We start from the raw sequence: 23,006 nt of genomic DNA, 5'->3' as shown, positions 1-23,006 counted from the left end.
GACCCGCGGCCAACCGCGGGGCCATTTTCGGCGGGCCACATGGGGGGGGGGGCGCCCGGGCTCTTGTTTTGCGTGTTGGCCGGAGGCCGCCACAGGGAGTGAAGGCCTATATGAAGTACCGGTGCCCAGGCGGCGGCTGCATCAGAGGGCGGGCAGCGGCTGCTGTGCGGGCGCGGAAACCCAGCGCTCCTTGGCGTAGGCCTCCTGCTCGTAGGCGAGTTGGCCCATGATGTAGGTCTCCTTCACGACCCGGTCGTCGGCCAGGGTCATCAGCACGAAGAGCTTCTCGTGCCACTGGTCGAGCAGGCTGCGCTGGTTGCCGCTGACGTCCTTCGGCTCGACGTTCTCGATCCGGCGCTTGATCACCGGGGTGGCCGCCATGTCGAGTACCACGAAGTCCGCCTCGTTGCCGGACCGGAAGGAGCCGATGCCCGGGCCTCCCAGGCCCTTGTTGTTCGCATAGGGCTTGTCGAGGTAGAGAGCCCGAGCTCCGCCGAGGGTTGCCAGATAGAACGCGCGCCAGGCAGTCAGCTTCGGGTACGGGTTCTTCCACCCCGGCGGTCGGGGCGCGCACACCGGCGGGTTGAACTCCTCGGGAACGTGGTTCAGCGCCTCTATCGCCTGTGCCTTGTACGCCGCGCCGAGGGTGTGCAGGATCGAATAGTTGGTGCCGCCGCCGCAGTCGGTGCCCATGCCGACCCGGACGCCCTTGTCGATCGCGTCCACAAGGTTGTGCACACCGCTGCCCAGGAAGAAGTTGGACGTCGGGCAGTGGGCGATCGTTGCACCGCTCTTGGCCAGCAGATCCCGGTCATCGCCGTTGATCGACACGCAGTGGGCGTACAGGGCGCGCTCTCGGAGCAGTCCGAACTTGTCGTAGGCCTCGGTGTAGGTGCCCACATCGAACTTCCTGCGGGCGATCGACTCTTCTTCCAGGTTCTCCGACAGGTGCGTCTGCAGCCACAGCGGCTTGCCCTGCTGGTCGTACTCGTCCATCAGGTCGGAGCACATCTGCAGCATGGAATCGCTACAGGTCATCGCGAACCGAGGGGTTACCGCATACAGCAGGCGCCCCTTCCCGTGCCACTTCTCGATCAGGTCGATATTCTGCTGACGGGCGTCGGCCACCGTCTTGTCGAACTGATTCTCCGGAAGGACGGCGCCATTGGGCGGCTGGTCCTGGACGACCTTTCCCGTAAGCATGCGCATGTTGCGCTTCAGTGCCTCTTGGAAGAATCCCTCGACCGACTGCCAGGGCGTGCTTGACAGTACGAGGCTGGTTGTCGTTCCCGCGCTGAGCAGAGTGTCCAGGAAGAATCGAGCGATTTCCTTGGCGTGGTCCAGATCCTCGAACTTTGCCTCGGCCGGCCAAATGTACTTCTCCAGCCACTGGAGAACCTGGTCTCCGTAACCCGCGATCGCGTCCATCTGTACGTAATGGATGTGGGTGTCGATGAACCCGGGCGTGATCAGGCAGTCCCGGTACTCCCTGAGCCGCCCCGACTCCCGCCAGTGCCCGTACTCCGACTCCGACCACTCGGCGACGGATTCGACCTTGCCATCGGCCGATACCACCAGTACGCCGTCCGGGAGGAAACGCATCTTGGCATCGGGGCCGTCCATGCTCGGCTCAAGGGACTGGCCGGGGTCCTCCGAGAAGTCGAGGATTGCAGCTCGGTAAGCCAGTCGCGTACCGGTGCCCCCGCCATGTTGCAACGTTTCAGTCCGGGCGTTGTTCGTCATACTCGCTTCTTCCTTCTCACTAGTTACGACAGCAGGGGTTCACGCTGTTGATGCCCAGTGGGATTGCTTCCGCTAACCAGGCACGCCGACGTCCGCGGACGCCAGCTTCCGGCGTGTACATGGCCACGGATATTCCTCTCAGATGGACGATCAGCGCTGCGGGGGCGTCCGAAGAGCGCATCGCAGCACTGAGGAGTAGACAGGCAAAAGAGGGTTCGCAGCACGGGGCTGAAAACACGAAACGCTCGCAAGTCCCGATCACCTCTTCGTAGAGTCCTACAGGTGAACATTGAACCCGATCGCGCTGGGTAAGTGTTTCCGCCATGGGGGTGACGGCAGGTGACCAGCCGGTCCGCAGGCAGCCGGCGGGCTCGCCGGCTTGGACGCGCTCAGCTCCCCTCGACAGCCCAGAGCGGCGAAATGGCCGCCCCCCGAAGGGACTTGGCGCGCAGAGACTCCATCCCGAGGTGCAGGGCGGTGGCTCGGTGGGCGTAAGCGTCCTCTATGGGCAGGTAGTAGACGAGGTTGAAGTATTCGTGGGCGCCCCGCAGCCGGCTGTAGTCGTAGCCCGTGGAACGGAGCCAGAGGGTGCCCGCGTGACGGTAGTAGAGGCTGAAGGCAGCCATGCGGCCATCGGCATATGCGGCGCAGACAGTGCCGCTGTCGGCCATTCCGGCGGCCTGGTCATGCAGCATTCTGGCCATGACGGCGGGGTCGACCGGGTGGTTGTGGCGCTCCTGGAGTTGAGCGGCCAGTGCGCCGGCGGCGTCGGCGCACTCGGAGAGCCGCAGGGTGCGGAGTTCGTATCCGGCTTCGGCGAAAGCTCGCCGTTCACGACGGATGGTGACACGTCGTTTGGAAGGGAGGGCGGCGAGATAGTCGTCAAAAGTGCTGCCTCGCAGCGGGATTCGGGCGTCCTGGTTCAGTTGGGCGGGCTTGGTGCCGCAGGCCGTGGCGAGTTCGGCGGCCGCGGCGTCGGTGACGTACAACCACCACGGCTCTGCCTTGTGGACGGCTGCTAGAGATCGGGCCGCCGCGACAAGCCGGTTCAGTGCCTCACGCCGCTGTTCGGGGCCGAGGCGCGAGTGGAGGAGAGGGGCGTTCAGGTAGCCACGCCGGGCTCCCGCGAGCAGGGTCCGGACGGCCGGCCGGCCGGGGATGAGTTCGTGCACGCGGTAGAGGTCGTTGGGCTCGGTCTCGACGACGTACAGCGGCACGGCGGCGATCAGGCCCTCGCCGTCGTGGACCAGCGCGTAGTGGGCCTGGGCGGTGGGGTCGGGCTGTTGGGCAGTGAGCCACTGGTGGGAGAGGTACAAGCCCGCCTCTACGGCCAGTGCGTCCCACGTGACGGCGGGGACGTCCCTGATGTCGCGTATGAGGGTGACGTTCACGGCGCTGGTTCCTTCTGGTCGGTAGGTCGAGGCAGTGGCCGTGGGCACGGTGAGCAGGCAGCCCGCACGTCCTTACGCCCCTGCGCCGGCACAGGCGAAGTCCGAACCGCCTTATCTAAAGGGAGAGTTGACGGGAGGTTACGAGGCCGCGCCTTCCTCAGCCGGCAGGGCGGGAGGAGCCGGTTCCGATCGGTCGCGGTCCTTCGGTGGGGAGTCGCCGAGACTCAGCACCAGCGGTACCGCCAGCAGGTTCAACGCGCCCAGAACCACCCAGGGCCAGACCGGGCCGTGGCCCAGGAGCGCGGTGAGGACGGCAGGGGCGGCCGCGTTGCCGAGGCTCCAGGACAGCTGGAAAGCACCGAGATAGCGTCCGCGAATGCGCTCCGGAGCCAGCGAAGCGCTGAGCTCACTGCTCGTCGGCAGGCTGAGCATTTCCGCGATGGTGAACACCGCCGTCGCCAGCAGCACACCTGCGACCACCACCCAGTCGGGGAGTGCGAGCAGCAATCCGAAGCCGGCGAAGGCCAGGGCGTTGACCACTCCTGCCAGAGCCAGAACCCGGGTTGGGGGGCGACGTTCGATCATGCGGGTGACCAGCGTTTGCACCAGGGCGACAAAGACCATATTGCCGACCATGCAAGCCCCGACCAGCCAAGCGGCGGCGTGCAACTCCTCGGTGATGTAGACGGCGAGAAGGACCGGCAGCACACTCGCGGCAAGCACGAAGGCCAGATTGGCCAGGACCAGCCGCAGATAGCGCATGTCCCGCAACACCGCGCCGTAGCCGCCTCTTCTGGTCTGGGGGGAGAGGCCGGGTGAAACATCCGTGGATTCCGGCCGCCAGCCGGCTATCAGGCAAGCGGCGATCACAAAGCTCAGCGCGTTGACCAGAATCAGCACCCGGACGCCGCCGCGGTCCAATGCGATCGTGATGGACGCGAGGGCGGCGCCGAAGCCGCCGCCGATATTGCGCAGGGCGCTGATGAAACCGAACCACCGGGCATGGTCGTGGCTGCTCGCCACAAGCAGCACGAGGCCTCGGCTGGTGGTCCAGTAGAGGCTGGAACCCACCTGAACGACGAACTGAACCGCGGTGATCTTCCACACCGAATCTGCGGCAAGGAAGGTACAGAACCCGATAGCCGAGATGACGTTGGCGGCAACAACCACTCTACGGGCACCGATTCTGTCCATCAGCGAGCCGGCCAGGAGTGGAGTGGGCAGAGCAAGGAGCTGGCCGAGCGAGAGCGCGGCGCCGATGGAGCCGAGTGGCAGAGAAGTCGTGGTGGTGAAATAGATGACGGTGAAGGCGAGGACGAGCCCGTTGCCGAGGCTGTCCATGATGTTCGCGGAGACGAAACGACCGCTCCCGGCCAGGTCGGGTAGTCCCCATTTCGTGAGCAGGTCGCGCCCTGTCATCGTGACTCGCGTCGGTCGACGAGGGGCAGCGCGACGAGGGGCACCGCGACACGGGCGCCGTTCACAGCTGCGCTCCACGCCCGCGAATCTCCGGAGCCAGCAGCGGGTAAGCACTTCCGCAGCGGTAGCCGGCTCATGCCGCGGCCTCGGCCGCCCCGGCACCGCGAGGAAAGAAGTCCACCAGCATCATGTCCCGGACTCCCACGGGCATGTCGCCGGCCACCGCGACGGCTGACACACCGTGGAAGACTCGCCGATCATCGATGATGACCGTGTCGAACGGCTCGGTGAGCAGCGTACGGAACAGAGGCTTCTTCTCCCGGTCGTACAGCCGGGAGACACCCCCTTCGATGTTCTCCCGGCGCATGAGTACCTGCGCGACGAAATGGTGGCCGTCTTCGTGTACGCCCTCCGGTGCAGGCAAGCCGTCGGCGTCGCGGGTGGCGGTGATGCGTATCTGGTGAATACCGAGCGCGCCGGTGGCCATGTCGAAGCTGCCCGGGAGGCGCTGAAGCAGCGTTCGGACGACGGCGGCGAGAAGCGGGGAGTCGGCCACCTCCTGCTCGACAGGCTCGAATCGCCGCGCCACCCCGCCATGCAGGGGGTTGACGTCCACCGACTGCCGGAAGGCCCCGTGCGCTACGCGGACCAGGCCGGCATCGGTCAAGTGGAACTCGCTGTACCGGCGCTGGCGGTAGCTCGCACCGTCCTTCATGTAGCGATCCACCGGCAGACCGTCCCAGGATCCTCGCAGTTGTTTGATCTCGGCCTCGCTGTGTTCGGCGAGGGACCCGAGGATCTCGGCGGCAGGCAGATGGACGTACGGCTCAGACATGGAACGAAGAGGCCTTTCGTGCGGGGCGTCGCTAGAGGTACGGATTCGGCCGCTCAGTGGACAGCCTGCGCTGCGGGGCTGGTGAGGAGCTCCTTGAGCTGCGCCAGCATGTCCGGGGAGAGAACGTGGTGGCTGGCGTCCAGCGCCGTGAGCCGCCGGACGAAGTGGTCCTCGGCGCCGAACTCGCAGGTGGCGATCATCAGGCCCCCGTACTCGCGGCCGTCGACCACGAGCGTGGGCGTGATCTGGACAACGTCCAGCTCCTGCTCGGCCTCCTTGGTGAAGGCGTCGGTGACGTCGTTGACCGGGAACTCCAGGGACCAGCGGTGGCGGGGCAGCACGGACTCGGCCGGAGCCGTCCACTGGCCGAGCAGGATCTCGGTCAAGCTGAGGTAGGTGTTGCGGCCCGAGGCAGCCACACCGAGGGCGGTGGCACCGGAGACCCGGGGGTTGATCTCCAGAACGTAGTAGGTGCCTCGGCTGTAGATGATGTCCAGGTTGATGACACCGGTGATGCCCACAGCGGTGCACAGCTTCTTCAACTTCTCCGCCACCGGCGCGAAGGCGGCATCGTCGGCCACTCGCGGAGCGGATGAACGCAGTTCCCAGAAGGCGAAGGTGGGCTTCCCTCCGGTGGGACCGGTGAAGCACAGCGGCTGGACGGCGTACTGGCCGTCGGCACCGACGAGTTCGACCGTGCACAGCTCGCCGGTGATGCACTGCTCCATGACGAAGTTGCCCTCGTCGGGAGTGGCCAGGTATTCCTCCAGATCCGCGCGGTCGCGGATGAAGCGGATGCCGTTGCCTGAGCTGCCCCATACCGCCTTGGTCAGCAGCGGGTAGCCGATCTCCTCTGCTTTGAGCCGGATGATGTCCGCGTAGACCGGTACCTCGGCGGCTCCGTTCTTCAGCAGGGTGCCATCGATGAGCATGCCCTGCGGGGTGTTGAGGCCGTGGTCGGTCAGGATCTTCTTGGTCTCCCACTTGTCGGCCAGCAACCGGGAGGGCTCCAGCCCGTTGGAGACCGTCGGGATGCCGTGCCGCGCGAGCATCTCCTTCACCACGGCGTCGCGCAGACTGGCCTCGTCCGGGAAGGACAGGGATACGACGCCGTCGGCGCCCCAGGCGCGGATGCGGTCGACGATCTGATCGGGGGTGGCGTCCTCGGGCAGCTTCTCCCAGGTGCCGCCGGGGAAGTCGTCGGCCGTGCAATCACCGTCGGTGTAGAAGATGCGGGACTCGCGGCCGGCCGCGGTCACAGCCTTGGCCAGCTCCGGAATGTAGGGGCCGGCGCGCGAGATGGGGATCGAGCGGATGTAGGCGATGCGCTTGATCTCTGACGCGGTCATGTGGTGCTCCAGTTCGCTTGCGATCCGAAGACGGCACCCGCCGTTCGGTTGACCTGTTGGGTTGTGCTGGGCCGGGCTGTGTAGTGCCGTGCCCGTGCGCAGCAAGCTTCGGTTCGGCGTCGGGGCCGGACCGTCGTAAATGACCAGCGTCCGCACTGCCGTGATTGTGGCTTCGTACAGCGTGCGGATGACGTGCTACTTGCTCATACCGCCGGCACGGTCCGGCCGGTCTTGGCAGGGGCGGCTCTGGGCGTGGTGGCCTACTACGTCACGGCCAACGGAGTGATCACGCCCGGAGCGGCGATGTACTCCGCACTGCGCTCCACTGAGCGGAGCCCTCTTGGATCGTTACGGCTGTACGTGAGGATGAATGGCTATCGAGTGATACTCCGTCAGATACTGAATTGTTTACGGGAGTTGGAGGCGCCCTGTCGCCGTCCGAAGAAGATGGAGGGGCTACCCGCGGGGTCTCGCGTGGCCCAGCAGGTCACATATCTTGTGTCGCTCAACTCGACGTGTGACACGGCCAGTTCAGCATCTCGACGTAACACCAAACCTCAACTCCGGGTCCACATAGCCCTGTTCGGTTCGGCGGACGCTAGCCGTACGGAGCTTCGGCGGACAGTCGTTGTGTCTGCCGGTCTCAGAGTGTGGGCACGTTTGGAGGAAGCGACCAGATCGGCCGTTCCAAGGAGGCCGATCGTCGTCGGTTCTGTCTCTGTGGTGCACCTCGGGGCCACGTGTCTACTGGCAAAGCCTCCGCTATCGCCATGAGCCATGCGCCAACAAGACGGCACCTGAGCTCAGTTCGGGGAGCAGCGGGCTTACGGAGAAGATGACGTGGCGCCGACCTGCGCGTTCGTCATTTCCATGTCTCCAGCCCGTGCCTCTTTCTGCACCGCACGAATCCGCGGTATCCCCTTTTCAGTTGAAGGCAGTTCAAAGCTTTACCTCCGTTCGGAAGGAACAAGCACCTTGAGCGCTATCCGTGACGAGCTCGCCAGGCACATCGAGCAGGGAGTCATCCCGCCCTTCAACTACGCGTATCCGTCCCGTTCCACGTACCGGCCCCTGAACGGGCACTTATCCATCCAGGACATCTGGGCGGAGGACCTGAAGCGGCACCCCATTCCTGAGCTCAACCTCTACCTGCACGTGCCGTTCTGTCGGTACAAGTGCGGGTTCTGCAATCTGTACACCGTCATTTCGGAAGACATGGACGTGTATGACGCGTACATGGACGCGTTGTGCACCCAGATCCGTGACCACACGGAGATCATTCAGAGCCGCCGTCTGCGCACCATCTACATCGGTGGTGGCACTCCGAGTCTTTTGAGCCTGCGGCACTTCGAGCAACTCTTCGCCACCCTCGACGAGGTGTACCCCAACTGGCGGAGCACGGTGGAAGAGGTCGCCATCGAGGCCACCCCGGACTCCGTGGTCAAGGAACCCGGCACGCTGGAAGGCCTCATCGCCATGGGCCTGACCCGGGCGAACATCGGCATTCAGTCGCTGGTACCCGCGGAGATCCGGGAGGCCGGCCGCGGGCAGGCCAACGAACGCGTCATCCGCGAGGCCATCGAGATCACCCGCGAGAAGAACCTGCCGAACCTCAGCACCGACTTGATCATGGGGTTCGCCGGACAGACTCCGGAGAGCTGGCGCCACTCCGTCGACGAACTGGCTGCTCTCGCCCCCGAGACGATCAGTACCTACTTCCTGACGGTCAGGCCGGATGCGTGGTTCTCCAAGACCGGCGCGTACCAGTACATGATGAGCCCGGACCTGTACGAGCGGTACGACTACGCGAATGCCACTTTCCACGAAGCCGGATACGTTCAGGAATCGAATGTCCGCTACAAGAAGCTCGGTCGAGGTGGTTACCAGCAGAAGGTCCTGACCTTCCACGGTGTTCCGCTGCTGGGTCTTGGCGCCGGCGCCCGCAGCTACACCAGCTCGGTCGATTACATGGTCGGCAGCGTGAAGCCAAGCCTCTCCGAAGTCGGGGACTACATCAACAAAGCCCGGAACCACGAACTGGTCCCGGTCACAGGCTTTGTCCTCAACGATGAAGAGATCATCCGGAAGCGTCTGGTCCTCGACTCCTTCGACCTGGACCTGAACGAGCTCAACCGCTTCGGGTACCAGAACATGGCGCACCTCTTCGAGCCGGTACTCGAAGCGGCCGAAGAGGTTGGTCTCCTGCGTCGGCTGCCCAGCAACCGCATTCAGCTCACGCCGTCCGGATTCAAGTACCGCGACACCCTGTCCTGGATGTTCTTCTCCAAGAATGTCATCGACCTGGACCGCGAGTACTACGCCGGATTGCACAGGAACAACAAGCGCGCTCAAAAGCACATGGGCAGTGAGCCCGTCAGCATCTCAGGTCTGAAGACGGCCACCACCTGATTGTCTGCATCCCCCAAACCCCCGGTGTGGTCATCGAACGGACATGGACCACACCGGGGTCGCGGTGGCCGAATTGCCGTGCGGCATTACGCGCAGGCCGGGCCTCTTCGAGCCGCGGAAAGCCTCTGCACACCAGTTGGTCAACCCACCTCGGCCGGTCACGACGTCGGGGTCGAGCCGTCCGTGGCCCCGCCCTCAATCTTCTGGAGAGCGTTGTGACTCACCTTCTTATTGCAGCTGGCGGCGGCGGCGACGTCATCGGTACGACATTGGTGCACCACGCTCTCCACAGCGATGAGCCGGCGGTGGTGCTCAGCTATGCGTGGGAGCGGCTGGTCGTCGACCCGATCCCTGGTCCGCGTTCCGAACAGGACTTCACGGGGCTACGGCCTCTCACTCCCCATGTCTCCCAGGTCACCGCAACCTCGTCTCCGATCGCGCCGGCGGGCTCTACGCTTCCGCGGCTGGCTGCCGAGTTACCCATAACGCTGGCACTCCTCAACCCCTATGGGGGTGTTACTCACTTGGCCCGCCAGATCGCGGAGTCAGCAGACAAGTACGCCGTCGACGAGGTCAAGGTGGTCGACATCGGAGGGGACGTCTTTGCGCACGGCGACGAGCCGACTCTGCTCAGCCCCCTGCCGGACGCTCTGGTGATCGCCGCATGCGCGACTGCGGGCGTACCGGCGACCCTCCATCTCGCGGGGCCGGGCCTCGACTGCGAGATCCCCGAGCATGACCTACTGCCCGACACGGGCACCGACTTCCTCACTCTCACGGAACCCGATACTCGCGGCGTTGCGCACGTTTTCGACTGGCACCCCTCGGAAGCAAGCGCGTTACTGGCGGCGGCTGCCCGAGGCCGGCGGGGCGGCTGCGTCGTGCGTGACACCGGCAAGCCGGTGGTCCTGAGTGATGCGAGTGCCCATGTCTATCGGATCACCATCGACCAGGTACTGGCCCGCAACAAACTGGCCCACGCCCTGTACACCCGTGGGATCGACACCCTCGAAGACGCCGAGCAGACCAGTTGGGACGTCTGCGGCTTCTCCGAGTTGCAGCGCGAGCGCGACCGGTCGCTTCACCGCCAGGAGACAGGGTCCCCCGATGGTTCGGTGGACGACGCCATGCGCAACCTCGACGCGTGGCTGGAACAGCTGCAAGCCACCCACACCCAGGCCCGGTTCGCCACGTTCCGCTGCGTGGCGGAAGGTCTCGGCCTCACGGGTGCCGCCGCGCGGTCGCTGCGCGACCGCCTCATAAGCCAACGGCCCCATCAGTACGCCGCGCCCCTGTTCTCCCTGTTCTCCCTGTAATGCCCAGCCTGCAGCCCGCAGCCCGCAGCCCGCAGCCCGCATCCCCCCATCCCTCATTCCGCCAACGTGCATCACGCGGCACCCGCATCACGCGGCACCCGCATGACATCCTTGAGGAGCGACGCAGCACCATGCCCAAACTGCTACTGATCGAAGCGATGGGGAACACCGGCGAATACGTCCTCGACGCGGCGCGGGAGCTGAACGTCGAGGTCATCGTCGTCACCCACCAGGACGTCCACGACGAGTGGTACTCCGAAACGCTGAAAGCAAAGATCGCGGCCGACGCGAAACTTGTCTTCACGGACTTCTCCGACAGTGAGGGCGCCCTGCGCCAACTCGCGGAGCTGGCCCGAGTGGAGGGCGTCAACGGTGCAGTGGCCTGCTGGGAGTTCCTCACTCCGCTGGTCGCACGTCTCACCGCCGACCTCGGCCTCCCCGGCAACGACCCCACTCGGGCGCTCAGCTGCCGCAACAAGCGCATCATGGCGCGTGCCTTCGCCGAGAACGGCATCCCCGCGCCCATGACTGTCGCCGCCCGGACCATCGAGGAGGCCTACGCCTTGGTGCGCACGGCCGGCCTGACGTGCCCCGTCGTCGTGAAGCCCTCCGAGCAGTCCGGCTCCTGGGGTGTGTCCGTTGTCGAGAGCGACGAGGAGCTGGCGACGGCCTTCACGACGGCTCAGTCACACTTGTTCCAGATGCCGCACGGCATCCCGCTGGACCCTCATGTCATCATCCAGGAGTACATCGGTGGCGTTGAGTTCAGCGTCGAGACAGTGGTGGCCGGCGGGGTGGCAACACCGCTCTTCCCTTACGACAAGTTCACCACCGGCGGCGCCATTCGGGCGGAGTTCGGACACACCGTCCCCGCGGAGCTGGACGAAGCGTCGGTACGCACGCTGCAGCAAGCCGCAGTAGCGGCCGCGGAGGCCCTCGGCATCACCAACGGTGTCGCACATACCGAACTCAAGCTGCTGCCGGACGGCACCACGCGGATCATCGAACTCGGCGCCCGCCTGCCCGGCGATCATGTAGTCGCCCTGATGCGGCAGGCCCGGGGGATCGACGAGGCCAAGATCTACGTCCAGCTCGCGCTGGGGCTGGTGCCGTCCCTCGCTCCCACCGCCGACACAGCCGCCGGTATCCGCTTCCTGACCCCGCCACGCGGGGGTGTCCTCCGTTCGGTGAGCGGGATCGGCACCTCGGCCGCGGTGGCCCAGAGCAGGCTCACGGTTCAGCCGGGCGGCCAGGTGCGCCCTCCCGGAGACAACGACTCGCGGGTCGGCTACGTAATCCTGCACGCGGATACCGCCGCCGAGGTGAATGCGGCCGCCGCACAGGTACTCACCGACGTCACAGTCGAGGTCGACTGATGTCCGCCGCCGCCCGGCTGACCCGGGACTATCTGACGGGACTGCCGGCAGGATGCAGCCCGGAACGCTCCTGCGCGGAATCCGCCCTGGCCGGTGACATCTACGGGAGCGCCTTCCTGACCCGCCCGGTCTTCTTCGGTCGCGGCGAAAGCCAGCAGGTGGGGGCCGAGCTCAGTCGGCTGTACGACCTCCTCCTGACGCTGCCGCAGCGACTGTACGGCGGTGATCTGCGGCGCTTCACCGCAGCCCTCGGCTGGTCACCGGAGCAGATCGCCGCCGCACTACGGGCCGACGGCAGGCCTCGTGACCTACCCCGAAGCGGGCGTGCCGATCTGTACCGCGAACAGGACGGCTTCCGCCTCCTCGAACTCAACGGCGGTAGCCCACTGGGTGGTTGGGACATCGCACTGCTCAATAATGCACTGCTTCAGGATCCCTACGTGGCCTCGTTCGTGCAGGAGCACGATCTTGAGTTCACCGATGGGATCAAGGTTCTGCTGGACCTGTGGCAGGAGTCCTTTCCCGGCTTCGACCTCTCCGCGAGCCCGGTCGTCGCTCTGCTGGAGTGGCCCGGCAACTACCTTGACCTCGAACCCCACCTGCGCCGGATGGCCGCACTCCTTGCCGCACACGGCGTAGAGGCTGTGCCCTGCCACCTGGGACAGGTGGAGTACCGCACGAACGGGATCTACGTTTCCGGGCGCCGCGTCGACCTCGTACACCGTTGGTTTGTCATCAACGACGTGACCACCGCGGAAGACGTGCACCTGCTCGCGCCCCTCTCCCAGGCCGCCGATCGAGGGCTGGTGCACCTGTTCACTCCGCTGGAGAACGAGGTGTACGGCAGCAAAGCCGCCCTGGCTCTCCTCAGCGATGAGCGCCACCGGTCCTTGTTCGACCAGGCCGAGCTGGACACTGTCGACGGCCTGCTTCCGTGGACCAGGCTGGTCCGGGAGGAGAAGGTCGAGGTCGCCGGGGAGCAGGTGGACCTCCTTCCCTATGCGTTGGCACACCAAGAGGACTTGGTGCTCAAGGCCAGCAGCTCGCACAGCGGACTGGACGTCCTGGCAGGGTGGGAGACGTCTGCCGACGAGTGGGCCGCCCGTGTCCGCGCGGCGGTCGGTCACCCCGTCATCCTCCAACGCCGTGTCCGCCCCGTCGCAGAGGACTTCCCGACCCCGGGCGGCGCATCGACCGAACCGGCAGTGCTGACCTGGGGCGTCTTCCTGGCAGGGCACGGCTATGGAGGGGCGTACCTGCGAGGCACCCCTGACGTCGACACCGGAGTCATCAGCTCCGGAAAGGGCGGTCGCCTCGGCACCTTGTTTCTCTGCGACGACACCAGTCAGAGCTAGTGCTCTGACCGCATAGGTTCGCCGGGTTGGTGGTCGTGGCGGTTGGATGTGCGGTGACGTCCGTCCGACCGCTGGAGGTGCGGCGGCTGAGCCTGTCCGTGTGTGCAGACTGACTGACCAGGAGGGTCAGAAGCTGCTGCAGATCGTGCGCCGCGGCAGCACCAGTTCAGTGCGCTACCGGCGCGCGATGATGCTACTGGCCTCGGCCGGCGGGAACCGGGTGCCGGTGGTTGCCCAGCTGGTGCAGGCCGACGAGGACACCGTCCGGGACGTCATTCACCGGTTCAACGCGATCGGCCTGGCCTGCCTGGACCCTCGGTGGGCGTGAGGCCGTCCCCGCCTGCTCAGTCCTGACGACGAGTACTTCGTCGTCCAGATGGCCACCACCCGCCTCACCAAACTTGGTCAGCCCTTCACCCGCTGGCCCATCCGCAAACTCGCCGCCTATCTGCGGCCGGGTCATCCGGATCGGCCACGATGCCTTACGTTGCCTGCTCGCCCGGCGCGGCGTGACCTTCCAGCGCACCAAGACATGGAAGGAATCCCCGGACCCCGAACGTGAGGCGAAGCTGGACCGGATCGAGGAGGCCCTCATCCGTTTCCCGGACCGGGTCTTCGCCTTGGACGAGTTCGGCCCGCTCGGGATTCGTCCCACGGTGGGTTCGGGCTGGGCCGAGTAAAGCCGGCCCGAGCGGCACCCCGCTACCTACCACCGCACCCACGGGGTGCGCTACTTCCACGGTTGCTACTCGATCAGCGACGACACCCTGTGGGGCGTCAACCGCCGCAGAAAGGGTGCCGCCAACACCTTGGCCGCGCCGAAGTCGATCCGGTCCGCCCGCCCGGACGGCGCCCCGATCTACGCGATCATGGACAAGCTGTCCGCCCACAAGGGCGCCGACATCCGCCGCTGGGCGGAGAAGAACAAGGTCCAATTGTGCTTCACCCCGACCTACGCGTCCTGGGCGAACCCGGTCGAAGCCCACCTCGGACCGCTGAGGCAGTTCACCATCGCCAACTCGAACCATCCCAACCACACCGTGCAGACCCGGGCCCTGCACGCCTACCTGCGGTGGCGCAACGCCAACGCCCGCCACCGCGACGTCCTGGCCGCCGAACGCAAGGAACGCACCCGGATCCGCAGCGAGAGAGGCATCCGCTGGGGCGGACACCCCCTCGCGACTGCGGCCTGAGGCGCCGCATTCCGCCTTGACCCGTGATTATCGGCCTGACAGGGGCAGCGTGCCCGCAGTGAGGAAGAACGTGACGGCATAGGTGAAGCGGCCTGTGCGCACGGCGTCGTCGAACTGGGTCACGAACCGGTCTGCGTCCACGGGGTCGAGGTAGCCCTGGGCTGCGGCGGTGTGCGCCCAGGTGCGCAGGCCCATGACGTTGTCGGCCGCCGAGGGGTCGCGCACGACCAGGGTCCGGGCTTCCACCGTGATGTAGTGGATGCCTCGGGCCGCGAGCATTCCGGCGTGTCTGTGGGCCAGCGAGCCGTTGCGCAGGCTCACGTCGGCCCTGAAGCGCAGCACCCGGCGGGCGAGCTCCTGGTCATCGACGTGGAGTACCTGGGTGTCGTAGTCCGGGTCGGCCAGGGCGACGCGGCCGCCGGGGCGGACCACCCGCAGCAACTCGTCGAGCACCCGGGCCGGTTCAGCGACGTGCTGCACAACCCGGTCGGCCCAGGCGCCGTCGAACCGACCCGCTGCGAACGGCAGCCGGTGCCCGTCCGCGACAGCGGCGCGTGGCAGTCCTCGGTCCCGTGCCTGCGCGATCATCGTCAAGGAGCTGTCGACTGCGACGACCTCGGCCCCGCTGCGCGAGCGCAGGGCCATGGCTGCCTCCCCGGTACCCGCTCCGACCTCAAGGAACAGCCCACCGGTCTCGGCATGCAGGAACTCTTGCAACCGCTGCTTGTAAGCGGCGTAGAACGGCTCCGCGCTCAGCTGGTCCAGGACCTGAACCCACTCAGCCGGCCGGGGCTGCGTGTCCACCGACGTGAAACCGTGAGTAACACCATGATCATTCACAGGAGCACGCTAGACGTGCCAAGCAAGCCGGTGGACCTTTCCAGACAGAGCACTAGTTGTTGTGCGACGTCACATTGGTGACAGGTCGACGCCGGCGCGACTCAGGCGCCGCTCGCCGGCCTGTTGCCGGACATCGCCCCAGATTGCGACATCACTGGCTGACACCAGGCGCGTCTCGACTTCGATGCGCCTGGGCTTGCCCTGCCGGCTCACCTCGGCGGCCGGGCGCCCACCGTGCAATGCCTACGCGAGACCCAGGCCGGGCGCCTTGGTGAAGTTGGATGGGAGCCGGCGCAGTTCCCGCGCTCTGGGACGGTGCCCAACCGGGGTTCACGGGGGAACAGGTTCAGCAGGAGACGGACTTGAGCTCGGCGGCGGTCAGGGGCGGCCCCTCCAGCGGAGGCAGCTTGCGTCCGAGGAGTAGCGAACAGAGCATGTCCGGTTTCAACAGACGACTGGGCGGTTGCTCCATACTCATCACATCGAGCAGCGCGTTCATGGCCCGGGGATTGCGAGATCCGGCGTCAACCGCGCGATCGACGAACGCGGACAGCAATTTCTCCGTACGGGTCGCGGGCTCGTCCGAGGCCCCGGGATAGAAGATGTCCTGGCCGACGGCCAGATCCCAGGCATTGCCCACAGGCCCTGCGACCGCTTGCTGTATTCGACGCGAGGTCTGAGGGGATACGACGTCGTGCTGCCGCAGAATGGTTCTGAGAGCAACGACGCACTGGGCGGCCACCGTCAGCCCATGGCCGTAGACCGGGTTGTAACCGGCAACCGCGTCGCCAAGGACCACGAAACCTGCGGGCCACTGAGGCATGCTCTCGTAGTACCGGCGCTTGTTCGCAGTACTGCGGGTGGTGACTACGTCGGTGAGAGGTTCGGCGCCTGAGAGCAGTTCACCGATGATCGGATGACTGAGCGCCCGAGCGAAGGCGACAAATTCGTCATTGCTGCCGCCGGGCTCCCCTCCGCGCGTTCCGGAAAGGGTTACGAGCCATTGGTGATCCTCGATGGGCAGGATGATGCCGCCCTGTCCGGGTGGCTGACGGGGATCGGCCTGCACATTGACGATGGGAAAGGTGTCCGTTGTGCCCCGAGGTGCTCGGTACATGCGACTTGCGTAACCGACTCCTGCGTCGACCGTACGCTCGGGAACAGGGGCTATTCCGAGCTGCTTCAGCCAATTCGGTGTCCGACTGCCTCGGCCACTGGCATCGACCACGAGGTCGGCCGACAATGTTTCTCGCTGTGCTCCGGAGTAGATGCGAACTCCCGAAATGCAGTCCGCGGAGCCCGTAAGGCCCTCGAGTTCGGTCCGTTCGCGCACGCGGATCCGGGGGTCTCGTACCACTTCGGTTCGTATGGTCGCGTCAAGCAGATCGCGGCTGCAGACGATATTCGTGTGACGGGCCTGGGCGAAGCGGCGGAACCACTGTCCGGACGGTGCCTTGGAGACCAGGTTCTTCATCACCGGGACTCGGCGGGCACCACGTTCGGCGAGCTCATCGACGATTCCCGGCAGAAGCTGGTGCAGCGCCTTGACGCCGCCCGACCACAGAAGATGGCCGTGGCGAGCTTGGGGGAGGCCCTTACGTGGGGCGGGCCCCTCAGGAAGGGTGTCGCGTTCGACGATGGTGACGTCCGCGAATTCGGCAAGGACTGCCGCCGCGAGCATGCCCGTCATACCACCCCCGATGACGACTGCCGCAGGCCGCGAAGTGGAGGTTTCTTCATGCATTGCTAGGAACACCTTCTTTGTCGATCGCGTGACGGAACACGACGTCGATGTGGGACGGGGAAGCCAGGGCCCGGGATATCGGTCCGATACTGTCGAGATCGCTGCTGATAGGAGCGGCAGCCTCGCTGTCATCGGGCAGGGTGGTGGTCATAAAGCTGTCGACGGCTACGACGAGGTCGGCGGCAGCAGCAAGTCCGCGTGATCGCGCGTCGTCGTACCCCAAGGCGACTGCGGCTTGGTAGACCTGGAAGCGCAGCCGATCGTCAAGGTGTGGAGCCAGGCGCAGGAGACCGTCGTGGATGTCCTTCTGGCGCTCCATCAACCGCAGTCCTATGGGGGCGAGTAGGCCCACCCGCACCGGCGCGGGGGACGGGTCGAGGGTGTGGAGGAGGTGCCACAGCGGGCCGAGCCGCAGGTGCGTCGACCAGTCGTTCCAGTGTTCCTGCAGGAAGGGGGCGGCCTGAGGGATGATAAAGCCGATTGCGACCAGAACGCCGTTGAGCAAAGAAAAGTTCGGGCACCACTGGGTGTTGAGGGTTCCCCAGTCGGCGCCAAACCATGTGGCGGAGACGGCGCACAGTTTCAGGGCATCGAAGACCAGCCCGCACGCATAGCCGGCCAGCAGGAGTCTCATCCCGACGCGAATGGACTTGTTCTCGACTTCCTTGAGCCACGGCCGGATCAGCCGTGTTGCGGCGAAGGCGGTGGCAAGGTGGGCGATGATATAGAGAAGAATGTGCTCCCGCATCCACGGCGTGTTGGCGTAATAGGTGTCGAGATCATAGATGCGCTCACTGGGCGTATCAGCCATCAAGAACGTCACCCACGTCGCCGCGACGATGCCTGCGTAAATGATGAAAACGCGACGGGACTTACGTCGTCGTTCGGCGGAGGGCTCCTCCTGCCAGGTGATGAGCATGTTCAGGCAGCAGCCGTCGAATGCGCCCAGCAGTGAGTAGACCCAGGCCCCAGCAATGTTGGGGACTCCCGTAACCATGTTGATCTTGTGAATGCTGGCTGGTGCCACAGAGACGAAGATCAAGGCTGCCAGCACCATCATCAGCGTGGTGGCGCGCACGTTGGGGTCGCGGAAGGCCCTCCGCAGAGTGGGAAGCTTGATGCAGAGGGCTGCTATGAAGAGCACCGCAGGCACGCTGTACGGAATGTGAAAGTCGCTGAGGTGCATCACGCGGCCGGTCCATGGGGAGACGTGAGGAAGGAGGCGATGCGTCCCGCCACGGTCCTGTCACTGGGCGCGTCCCGTGCGTAGGGCCCGGCCAGCCAGCTGCGGAAGTGTGTGCCCACCAGCAGACCGAATCGTTCCGCATCCACCTCGTGCTGTGCATGCGAACCGGAGCGGGCAGCCATCGCGACCAGGACATCCATAGGTACGTCTTCGGCACCAAACCGTCGGGCGGCGGCGGCAATGCCACCTTCGTGGTCGCCGCAATCGCCATTCTGCACATGCCATAATTCGTGCCCAGCGATAATGAGTTGGTGTTCGGGCCGCGTGCGCTCCTCGACGATGAGCAGGATGGAATGCTCGAGCTGCAGCGTCAGGCCGGATGCCCCGAGGCTATCCGGGAAGGCACGTAGTCGCAGCTTGATGGGTTTGCCCAGGCGGTCGCCCATCACTTTGCAGAGAGCCTCCATGAGCTCGATGGGGGCAGCGGGATGGTGGACGATTTCCCGCGCGTCGCGGCTGAGGTCGGCAAGGAGAGCTTTCATCGCCTTGGCGGTTCTCACTCCTCTTCCTCCTCCTCGAGCGCCATGACGAGCCTGATGGTTTTCGCGAGGGTCTTCTTCTTTTCCTCCGACAATGGTTTGGTGCGCGTCGCAATGCCCGACAGTCCAAGTTGCTCCAGGACTTGGGACATTGGGTCGGCCGTGGACTCCAGATCCTGTAGTAGTCGCCACAGGGCTCTACCCAGCAGATCGGCGTCAGGTGAGGTGAAGAATCCCTCGCCCACACCGAAGAACTTCTGCAGCGGTACGACGTTCTCGAGGTTGGGAACGGTGAGGCGTACATCCGGCCCGCTACGAAGCCACCGCCGTACCCACTCGGGAGAGACTCCGACCTCGGCCGCGATGTCGGCACGGAGGTCCACTGCCCGCTTCCCCGTCTCGGTCAGAAGACTTTCGAACAACCGCGTGATCCGCCTGTTGATGCGGTGGCGTACCGACTCCTCGGGCATGGCCCTACCTGCCAGCAACGTCTCGATCTCGTCGGGCCGCAACGCCGTCTGGGATGAAAGCTGTTCAAGATTCAGCACCTCGTCGCGATCGAGACCCGTCTGGGCGATCAGCGCGTCGAGACGCGCCAACAGCTCACCAAGGGGCGGTTGCGGCTCACTCACCGGCGTTCTCCCAGGAGTTGGTGTCAAGGCGTGCCGTGCGCCACGACACTACGTGGCCCGCTCCATCCTGACCAGGTTCCGCCAACGATGGTTGGTGATCCCGTAACGATCGTTGGCAGAGGGGCATTCGGGGAGGCGGGATCCCCGAGCCGCGCCGTACGGTAGCGCGGGGTCTGGCCGTGTACGGATGGGCGCGGGGCCTGCTGTGTACGGATGGGCGACCGCCGCAGCCAGGGCATGCCGAGCAGGAGGTACTTGCGGGCAATGACCAGCGCGCCGTGACTGCCTAGCACGGACGACCTCCGCTCAGCTGAGGGTGAGCAGGTGAGCGGTTTCCGCGCGGGAAGGGGGAGCGGACGCGGGCTGTGCCAGCTGGAGGATCGAACCGGCCCGCAGGAGCAGGCACGCCACCGGCCGCCGCCGATTGGCCCTTATCCGGTCTCGGCACACCTGAGAGGATGGTGCCCGGACGGACGCCGTACTCGGGGAGTTGCGATGCAGGTAGCTGTGGTCACCTTCGACGGGTTCAACGAGCTCGACAGCTTCATCGCCTCAGCGTTGGTCAACCGGTGCCGTAAGGACGGCCTGGAAGCCTTCATCACGACACCTGTGCCGGTGGTCGCGTCGATGAACGGAGTCGAGGTGCGCGGACAGCGTCCGATGGAGTTCGTCACCGAGGCCGACGTCGTGCTGATTGGTAGCGGGGTGAAGACACGCGACGTGGTTGCCGATGACCGGATGCTCGCCATGTTGCCGCTCGACCCGTCACGGCAGCTGATCGGTTCACAGTGCTCCGGCGCGCTGGTGCTCGCACGGCTCGGGTTGCTGGGCAGGATGCCGGCCTGACGGACATGACTAGCCGTCCGTACGTCGAGGCCTGCGACGTCACTGTGCTGGACGCGCCGTTCTACGCCGAGGGGAACATCGCCACGGCGGGCGGCTGTCTGGCATCGCAGTATCTTGCCGCGTGGGTGATCACCCGGATGCTCGGGGAGGATGCCGCACGTGCGGCTATCGGCTACGCGGCTCCGGTCGGCGAGCTCCACGAGACTGTCGAGCGCGTGATGGGTACCGTCCACGCAGGCGAGGTCGCACGTCACTGACACCCGCGACCAGCCCTCTGGGTTGTGGCAGTTACACCGATGAGAGCGAAAGCGCGGTGGGGTGCGGGGCTGACATAGGGCCGCGCGATCACGGTCGTGCTGCGGTTCCAACTGCCTTATCAGGCACTGGCCGAGCTGCGTCAGACGAGCTGGTTCACGATCGGCCGAGCCTGCGGGAGTCCACGTTCCCGAAGCTCGATCGCTGGTTATCGGAAAGTCATATTCGGCGCGGTGCGGCTCCGTCCTGCCGGCGGTAGAGGTCGCGCAGCAGGGAAATCTCGGCGCCGTGATGGATCAGCTCCCTGTTGACGTGCAGGACCCTGTTCTCCATGGGAAACCTCTCGGTACCCACCGTGGGCGGGTTGTCCAGGTCAGCGTCTGCGAGTTCGCGGACCCCCGCGTTCCATCTCCCATACATCTCATCGAGCTGTTTCAGCGCCTCGTCAGCGGTCCCCGCGTAGGCGAATGTCTGGGAGTCGACGTCCTGGCCGCCGAAGTACCATCCGACCCGATAACCGAGGCACGGGACGATGATGTGCGCCAGCCGCCAGGCAATCGTGGTCACCGGCGCCGGCACCGGGGCAGGGGAAGCGGAGTCCATCGCCCATTCCCCCGAACCTTCCGACATCGGTGCGGCCGACGTGCCACGTGGGCGGATATTCCAGCAGTCGCGCACCGGCTCCCAGAAGTACTCCTCGTCGGTAAGGCCGTCCAGCCGCGGCCGCAGGTTCTTGTGCCAATACCAGTCCAGTTGCTCCGCGAGCCGCTCGCTTCTCGTCATTTCCGCACACTACATACAACGGCGACCTGGCTGCCGCCCCTCGCGGACGCCGTCGCCGGCCGTGAGCCGCGAGCGGCTCTCTGTCCTGAACAGCCCGGCCGGCCGGGTCGGGTTCAATGACCCAGATGTGACAGTGACAGCTCGACCAATGACATGACGGATGATCAAGGCTCCGGAATCCCGCCGCGATCAGCATGAGGATCCGAGCGAGCGCCACGCCAGGTGGATGAGCGGTAACCCAGCGGTGGGGCTCCCGGCGGCTGTTCTCGCTTCGTACGGTGGCTGCATGGGCAGGGATGGTGCGCCTCGGCTGAAGCTGACCGTGATCAAGGGTGAGGCTCGCGGGCCACGGTTGTGCCGCGGGTGCGGTGGGCCGTTGATGCCGTCGGCGAAGTCGAGGGCGGTGTTGTGCGGGGACGCGTGCCGGTCGCGGCACCGGCGGCGGATGCGGCGGATGCGGCGGATGCGGCGGATGCGGCGGACGAGGGCTCGGACCGAGGCGGTGAAGGGCGGCGTGACGGCTTCGTGTCCGCAGTGCGGGGTGGTGTGGACGGTTGGTGTCGACCGCCCGGTCTCCGCGGTCTGGTGCTCTCCCGCCTGCCGCAAACGGGCCTGGCGCACGCGGCGCGCGCCCTCCGGCGGGGTGTGAGCCTGTGCGTTCGGCGTCGGTTGTGCCGCTTCGGGCGCCGGGGCCGTACGCCTTTCCGTGCTTGGCGAGGCGGTCGGATGGTGCGAAGTTAGGGGGTTCCAGGGCGAGTTGACGCGGCTGGCGTGTTGCCCCCAGGGCTCGCGGGGGCGGTGTCTGGATGACTGGGACGGTCGGCAGTGTGACCCGGGACCGCTACGGCGAGCTGGTCCTGGGGCGGGACTGGGTCGAGACGATGCGCAGTGTCCCGTGGCAGCTCGGGGACGCCGCTCTGGAGATCGAGCCGGTGCGCTCCTACGGAGGCACGAACCGTCGGAGAGCGAGGAGTTGTTCACGGTCAGCGAGGCGATCCGAATGTTCGCCGAGGACGTCGGCTTGGCCTACACGATCGTCCGCAGTCATCGGTGGGTGTCCTCGCGCCGGCCGAAGGAGCGCAGACAGGCGGACGTCTCGCACACTATCCCCAAGGGCGGACTACGGTGTGCGGCATGGCGAAGGTGACTGATCGTGCCGTCCTGGCCGACGGGGTGCGCGTCGCGCTGGAGAGGTGTTGTCCGGGCTCGCATGCGGAGTTGGTCGGCTCGTTGGCATCGGGCGTGGCAGACCTCTTCAGTGACATCGATGTTGCATGGGTAGTGCCAGATGCGCGGTTCCCGGAGTGCCTGGCTGGCGTGGCGCAGGCACTGGGTGAGGTGCAGCCGGTCGACAGCGTCCGCACCGACCCGGACTTCTACCGCTCCGACCGGCGCCGTATGCTGTTCGTCCGCTTTGCGGGGGTGCCGCTGTTCTGGCGGCTTGATCTGGATGTCCGTGCCGCGTCGGTTGCGCATGTCCTGCATTACGACGCGGGCAACCCGGCGGCGCGTGCCCGTGACGACGAGTGGTCGCGGCCGGCCAGCGCCCTGGCCAATGCAGTCGGCGCGGTCAAAGCGGTGGCCCGGCAGAGACACGACGAGGCCCGCGGCCTCCTGGACCGGGGGTTCGCCCGGATCGAAGACGAGGACCGGGCCACCGGCGCCTGGGCGAACGACGTGGTCCGACTCGCGCACGGAGGCCCGCGGCCTCCTGGACCGGGGGCATCAACCATGGGCCGAGCATAGAAGGCGTATGCAAGCGGCAAAGAGGGGGCTTGCGCAGTGGTGGGCTGAT

Annotated in this window: 16 protein-coding genes and 2 pseudogenes; 7 read left to right on the top strand and 11 right to left on the bottom strand. The window is 66.0% G+C overall.

Translation table 11 applies throughout. The features are described 5' to 3' along the window. Nucleotides 1–141: 141 nt before the first annotated feature. The 5 genes from guaD to AB0D31_RS32465 form a co-directional block, all read right to left on the bottom strand. Nucleotides 142–1,743, bottom strand: coding sequence for a guanine deaminase (guaD, locus tag AB0D31_RS32485; RefSeq protein ID WP_362729799.1), 1,602 nt, complete (start codon nt 1,741–1,743; stop codon nt 142–144). 389 nt (nt 1,744–2,132) lie between these two features. Continuing rightward, on the bottom strand, nt 2,133–3,134 hold the full coding sequence (locus tag AB0D31_RS32480; RefSeq protein ID WP_362729796.1) for a GNAT family N-acetyltransferase: 1,002 nt from the start codon (nt 3,132–3,134) through the stop codon (nt 2,133–2,135). Nucleotides 3,135–3,272: 138 nt separating this feature from the next. Beyond that, nucleotides 3,273–4,553 carry an MFS transporter gene (locus AB0D31_RS32475; protein ID WP_362729793.1) on the bottom strand — a complete coding sequence of 427 codons (1,281 nt, stop codon included), beginning with the start codon at nt 4,551–4,553 and terminating at the stop codon, nt 3,273–3,275. 133 nt (nt 4,554–4,686) lie between these two features. Further along, on the bottom strand, nt 4,687–5,388 hold the full coding sequence (locus tag AB0D31_RS32470) for a 2OG-Fe dioxygenase family protein (protein ID WP_362729790.1): 702 nt from the start codon (nt 5,386–5,388) through the stop codon (nt 4,687–4,689). A 53-nt stretch (nt 5,389–5,441) separates the two neighbouring features. Next, entirely contained in the window at nt 5,442–6,737 is a 1,296-nt protein-coding gene (locus AB0D31_RS32465; RefSeq protein WP_362729787.1) for an ATP-grasp domain-containing protein, read from the bottom strand. A 975-nt stretch (nt 6,738–7,712) separates the two neighbouring features. On the opposite strand from AB0D31_RS32465, the gene AB0D31_RS32460 reads away from it, so the two are divergent. The 5 genes and pseudogenes from AB0D31_RS32460 to AB0D31_RS32440 all read left to right on the top strand — a co-directional run bounded on the left by AB0D31_RS32460 (nt 7,713) and on the right by AB0D31_RS32440 (nt 14,386). Continuing rightward, nucleotides 7,713–9,146, top strand: coding sequence for a radical SAM protein (locus AB0D31_RS32460; protein ID WP_362729784.1), 1,434 nt, complete (start codon nt 7,713–7,715; stop codon nt 9,144–9,146). Nucleotides 9,147–9,361: 215 nt separating this feature from the next. Further along, the gene (locus tag AB0D31_RS32455; RefSeq protein WP_362729781.1) at nt 9,362–10,462 is read left to right on the top strand and encodes a DUF1152 domain-containing protein; all 1,101 of its coding nucleotides are present in this window, start codon (nt 9,362–9,364) and stop codon (nt 10,460–10,462) included. A 131-nt stretch (nt 10,463–10,593) separates the two neighbouring features. Then, nucleotides 10,594–11,838 carry an ATP-grasp domain-containing protein gene (locus AB0D31_RS32450; RefSeq protein WP_362729778.1) on the top strand — a complete coding sequence of 415 codons (1,245 nt, stop codon included), beginning with the start codon at nt 10,594–10,596 and terminating at the stop codon, nt 11,836–11,838. After that, the gene (locus tag AB0D31_RS32445; RefSeq protein WP_362729775.1) at nt 11,838–13,193 is read left to right on the top strand and encodes a hypothetical protein; all 1,356 of its coding nucleotides are present in this window, start codon (nt 11,838–11,840) and stop codon (nt 13,191–13,193) included. Before AB0D31_RS32450 ends, AB0D31_RS32445 begins: the two co-directional genes overlap by 1 nt. 46 nt (nt 13,194–13,239) lie before the next feature. Beyond that, nucleotides 13,240–14,386: pseudogene (locus AB0D31_RS32440) on the top strand (IS630 family transposase). A 27-nt stretch (nt 14,387–14,413) separates the two neighbouring features. Here the strand turns inward: AB0D31_RS32440 and AB0D31_RS32435 are convergent. The 5 genes from AB0D31_RS32435 to AB0D31_RS32415 all read right to left on the bottom strand — a co-directional run bounded on the left by AB0D31_RS32435 (nt 14,414) and on the right by AB0D31_RS32415 (nt 19,327). Next, entirely contained in the window at nt 14,414–15,190 is a 777-nt protein-coding gene (locus tag AB0D31_RS32435) for a methyltransferase domain-containing protein (protein ID WP_362729772.1), read from the bottom strand. A gap of 382 nt (nt 15,191–15,572) precedes the next feature. Continuing rightward, nucleotides 15,573–16,970: an FAD-dependent monooxygenase gene (locus AB0D31_RS32430; RefSeq protein ID WP_362729770.1), complete on the bottom strand. Its 1,398-nt coding sequence runs from the start codon at nt 16,968–16,970 to the stop codon at nt 15,573–15,575. Beyond that, nucleotides 16,963–18,156, bottom strand: a complete 1,194-nt coding sequence (locus AB0D31_RS32425) for an MAB_1171c family putative transporter (RefSeq protein WP_362729802.1) — start codon at nt 18,154–18,156, stop codon at nt 16,963–16,965. Before AB0D31_RS32425 ends, AB0D31_RS32430 begins: the two co-directional genes overlap by 8 nt. Continuing rightward, nucleotides 18,156–18,716, bottom strand: coding sequence for a toxin (locus AB0D31_RS32420; RefSeq protein ID WP_362729768.1), 561 nt, complete (start codon nt 18,714–18,716; stop codon nt 18,156–18,158). The genes AB0D31_RS32425 and AB0D31_RS32420 overlap by 1 nt, the downstream gene beginning before the upstream one ends. Further along, nucleotides 18,713–19,327, bottom strand: a complete 615-nt coding sequence (locus tag AB0D31_RS32415) for a hypothetical protein (RefSeq protein WP_362729766.1) — start codon at nt 19,325–19,327, stop codon at nt 18,713–18,715. The genes AB0D31_RS32420 and AB0D31_RS32415 overlap by 4 nt, the downstream gene beginning before the upstream one ends. Nucleotides 19,328–19,822: 495 nt before the next feature. On the opposite strand from AB0D31_RS32415, the pseudogene AB0D31_RS32410 reads away from it, so the two are divergent. Beyond that, a pseudogene (locus tag AB0D31_RS32410) lies at nt 19,823–20,430 on the top strand (AraC family transcriptional regulator). 217 nt (nt 20,431–20,647) lie between these two features. On the opposite strand, the gene AB0D31_RS32405 reads toward AB0D31_RS32410, so the two are convergent. Continuing rightward, on the bottom strand, nt 20,648–21,211 hold the full coding sequence (locus AB0D31_RS32405; RefSeq protein WP_362729764.1) for a DinB family protein: 564 nt from the start codon (nt 21,209–21,211) through the stop codon (nt 20,648–20,650). A gap of 1,134 nt (nt 21,212–22,345) precedes the next feature. On the opposite strand from AB0D31_RS32405, the gene AB0D31_RS32400 reads away from it, so the two are divergent. After that, nucleotides 22,346–22,957, top strand: coding sequence for a hypothetical protein (locus tag AB0D31_RS32400; RefSeq protein WP_362729762.1), 612 nt, complete (start codon nt 22,346–22,348; stop codon nt 22,955–22,957). Nucleotides 22,958–23,006: the final 49 nt, after the last annotated feature.

This window comes from Streptomyces sp. NPDC048361, assembly GCF_040651795.1.
Classification (GTDB): Bacteria; Actinomycetota; Actinomycetes; order Streptomycetales; family Streptomycetaceae; genus Streptomyces.
Note: the sequence above shows the minus strand (reverse complement) of the source record. Positions and strands in the feature narration are given on the sequence as shown.

Excerpts from the sequence above, each read along its gene's own strand:
- AB0D31_RS32450 (WP_362729778.1), top strand. The coding sequence starts at position 10,594 with ATGCCCAAACTGCTACTGATCGAAGCGATGGGGAACACCGGCGAATAC.
- AB0D31_RS32400 (WP_362729762.1), top strand. The coding sequence starts at position 22,346 with ATGGCGAAGGTGACTGATCGTGCCGTCCTGGCCGACGGGGTGCGCGTC.
- AB0D31_RS32425 (WP_362729802.1), bottom strand. The coding sequence starts at position 18,156 with ATGCACCTCAGCGACTTTCACATTCCGTACAGCGTGCCTGCGGTGCTC.
- guaD (WP_362729799.1), bottom strand. The coding sequence starts at position 1,743 with ATGACGAACAACGCCCGGACTGAAACGTTGCAACATGGCGGGGGCACC.
- AB0D31_RS32475 (WP_362729793.1), bottom strand. The coding sequence starts at position 4,553 with ATGACAGGGCGCGACCTGCTCACGAAATGGGGACTACCCGACCTGGCC.
- AB0D31_RS32465 (WP_362729787.1), bottom strand. The coding sequence starts at position 6,737 with ATGACCGCGTCAGAGATCAAGCGCATCGCCTACATCCGCTCGATCCCC.
- AB0D31_RS32430 (WP_362729770.1), bottom strand. The coding sequence starts at position 16,970 with ATGCATGAAGAAACCTCCACTTCGCGGCCTGCGGCAGTCGTCATCGGG.
- AB0D31_RS32445 (WP_362729775.1), top strand. The coding sequence starts at position 11,838 with ATGTCCGCCGCCGCCCGGCTGACCCGGGACTATCTGACGGGACTGCCG.
- AB0D31_RS32405 (WP_362729764.1), bottom strand. The coding sequence starts at position 21,211 with ATGACGAGAAGCGAGCGGCTCGCGGAGCAACTGGACTGGTATTGGCAC.
- AB0D31_RS32470 (WP_362729790.1), bottom strand. The coding sequence starts at position 5,388 with ATGTCTGAGCCGTACGTCCATCTGCCTGCCGCCGAGATCCTCGGGTCC.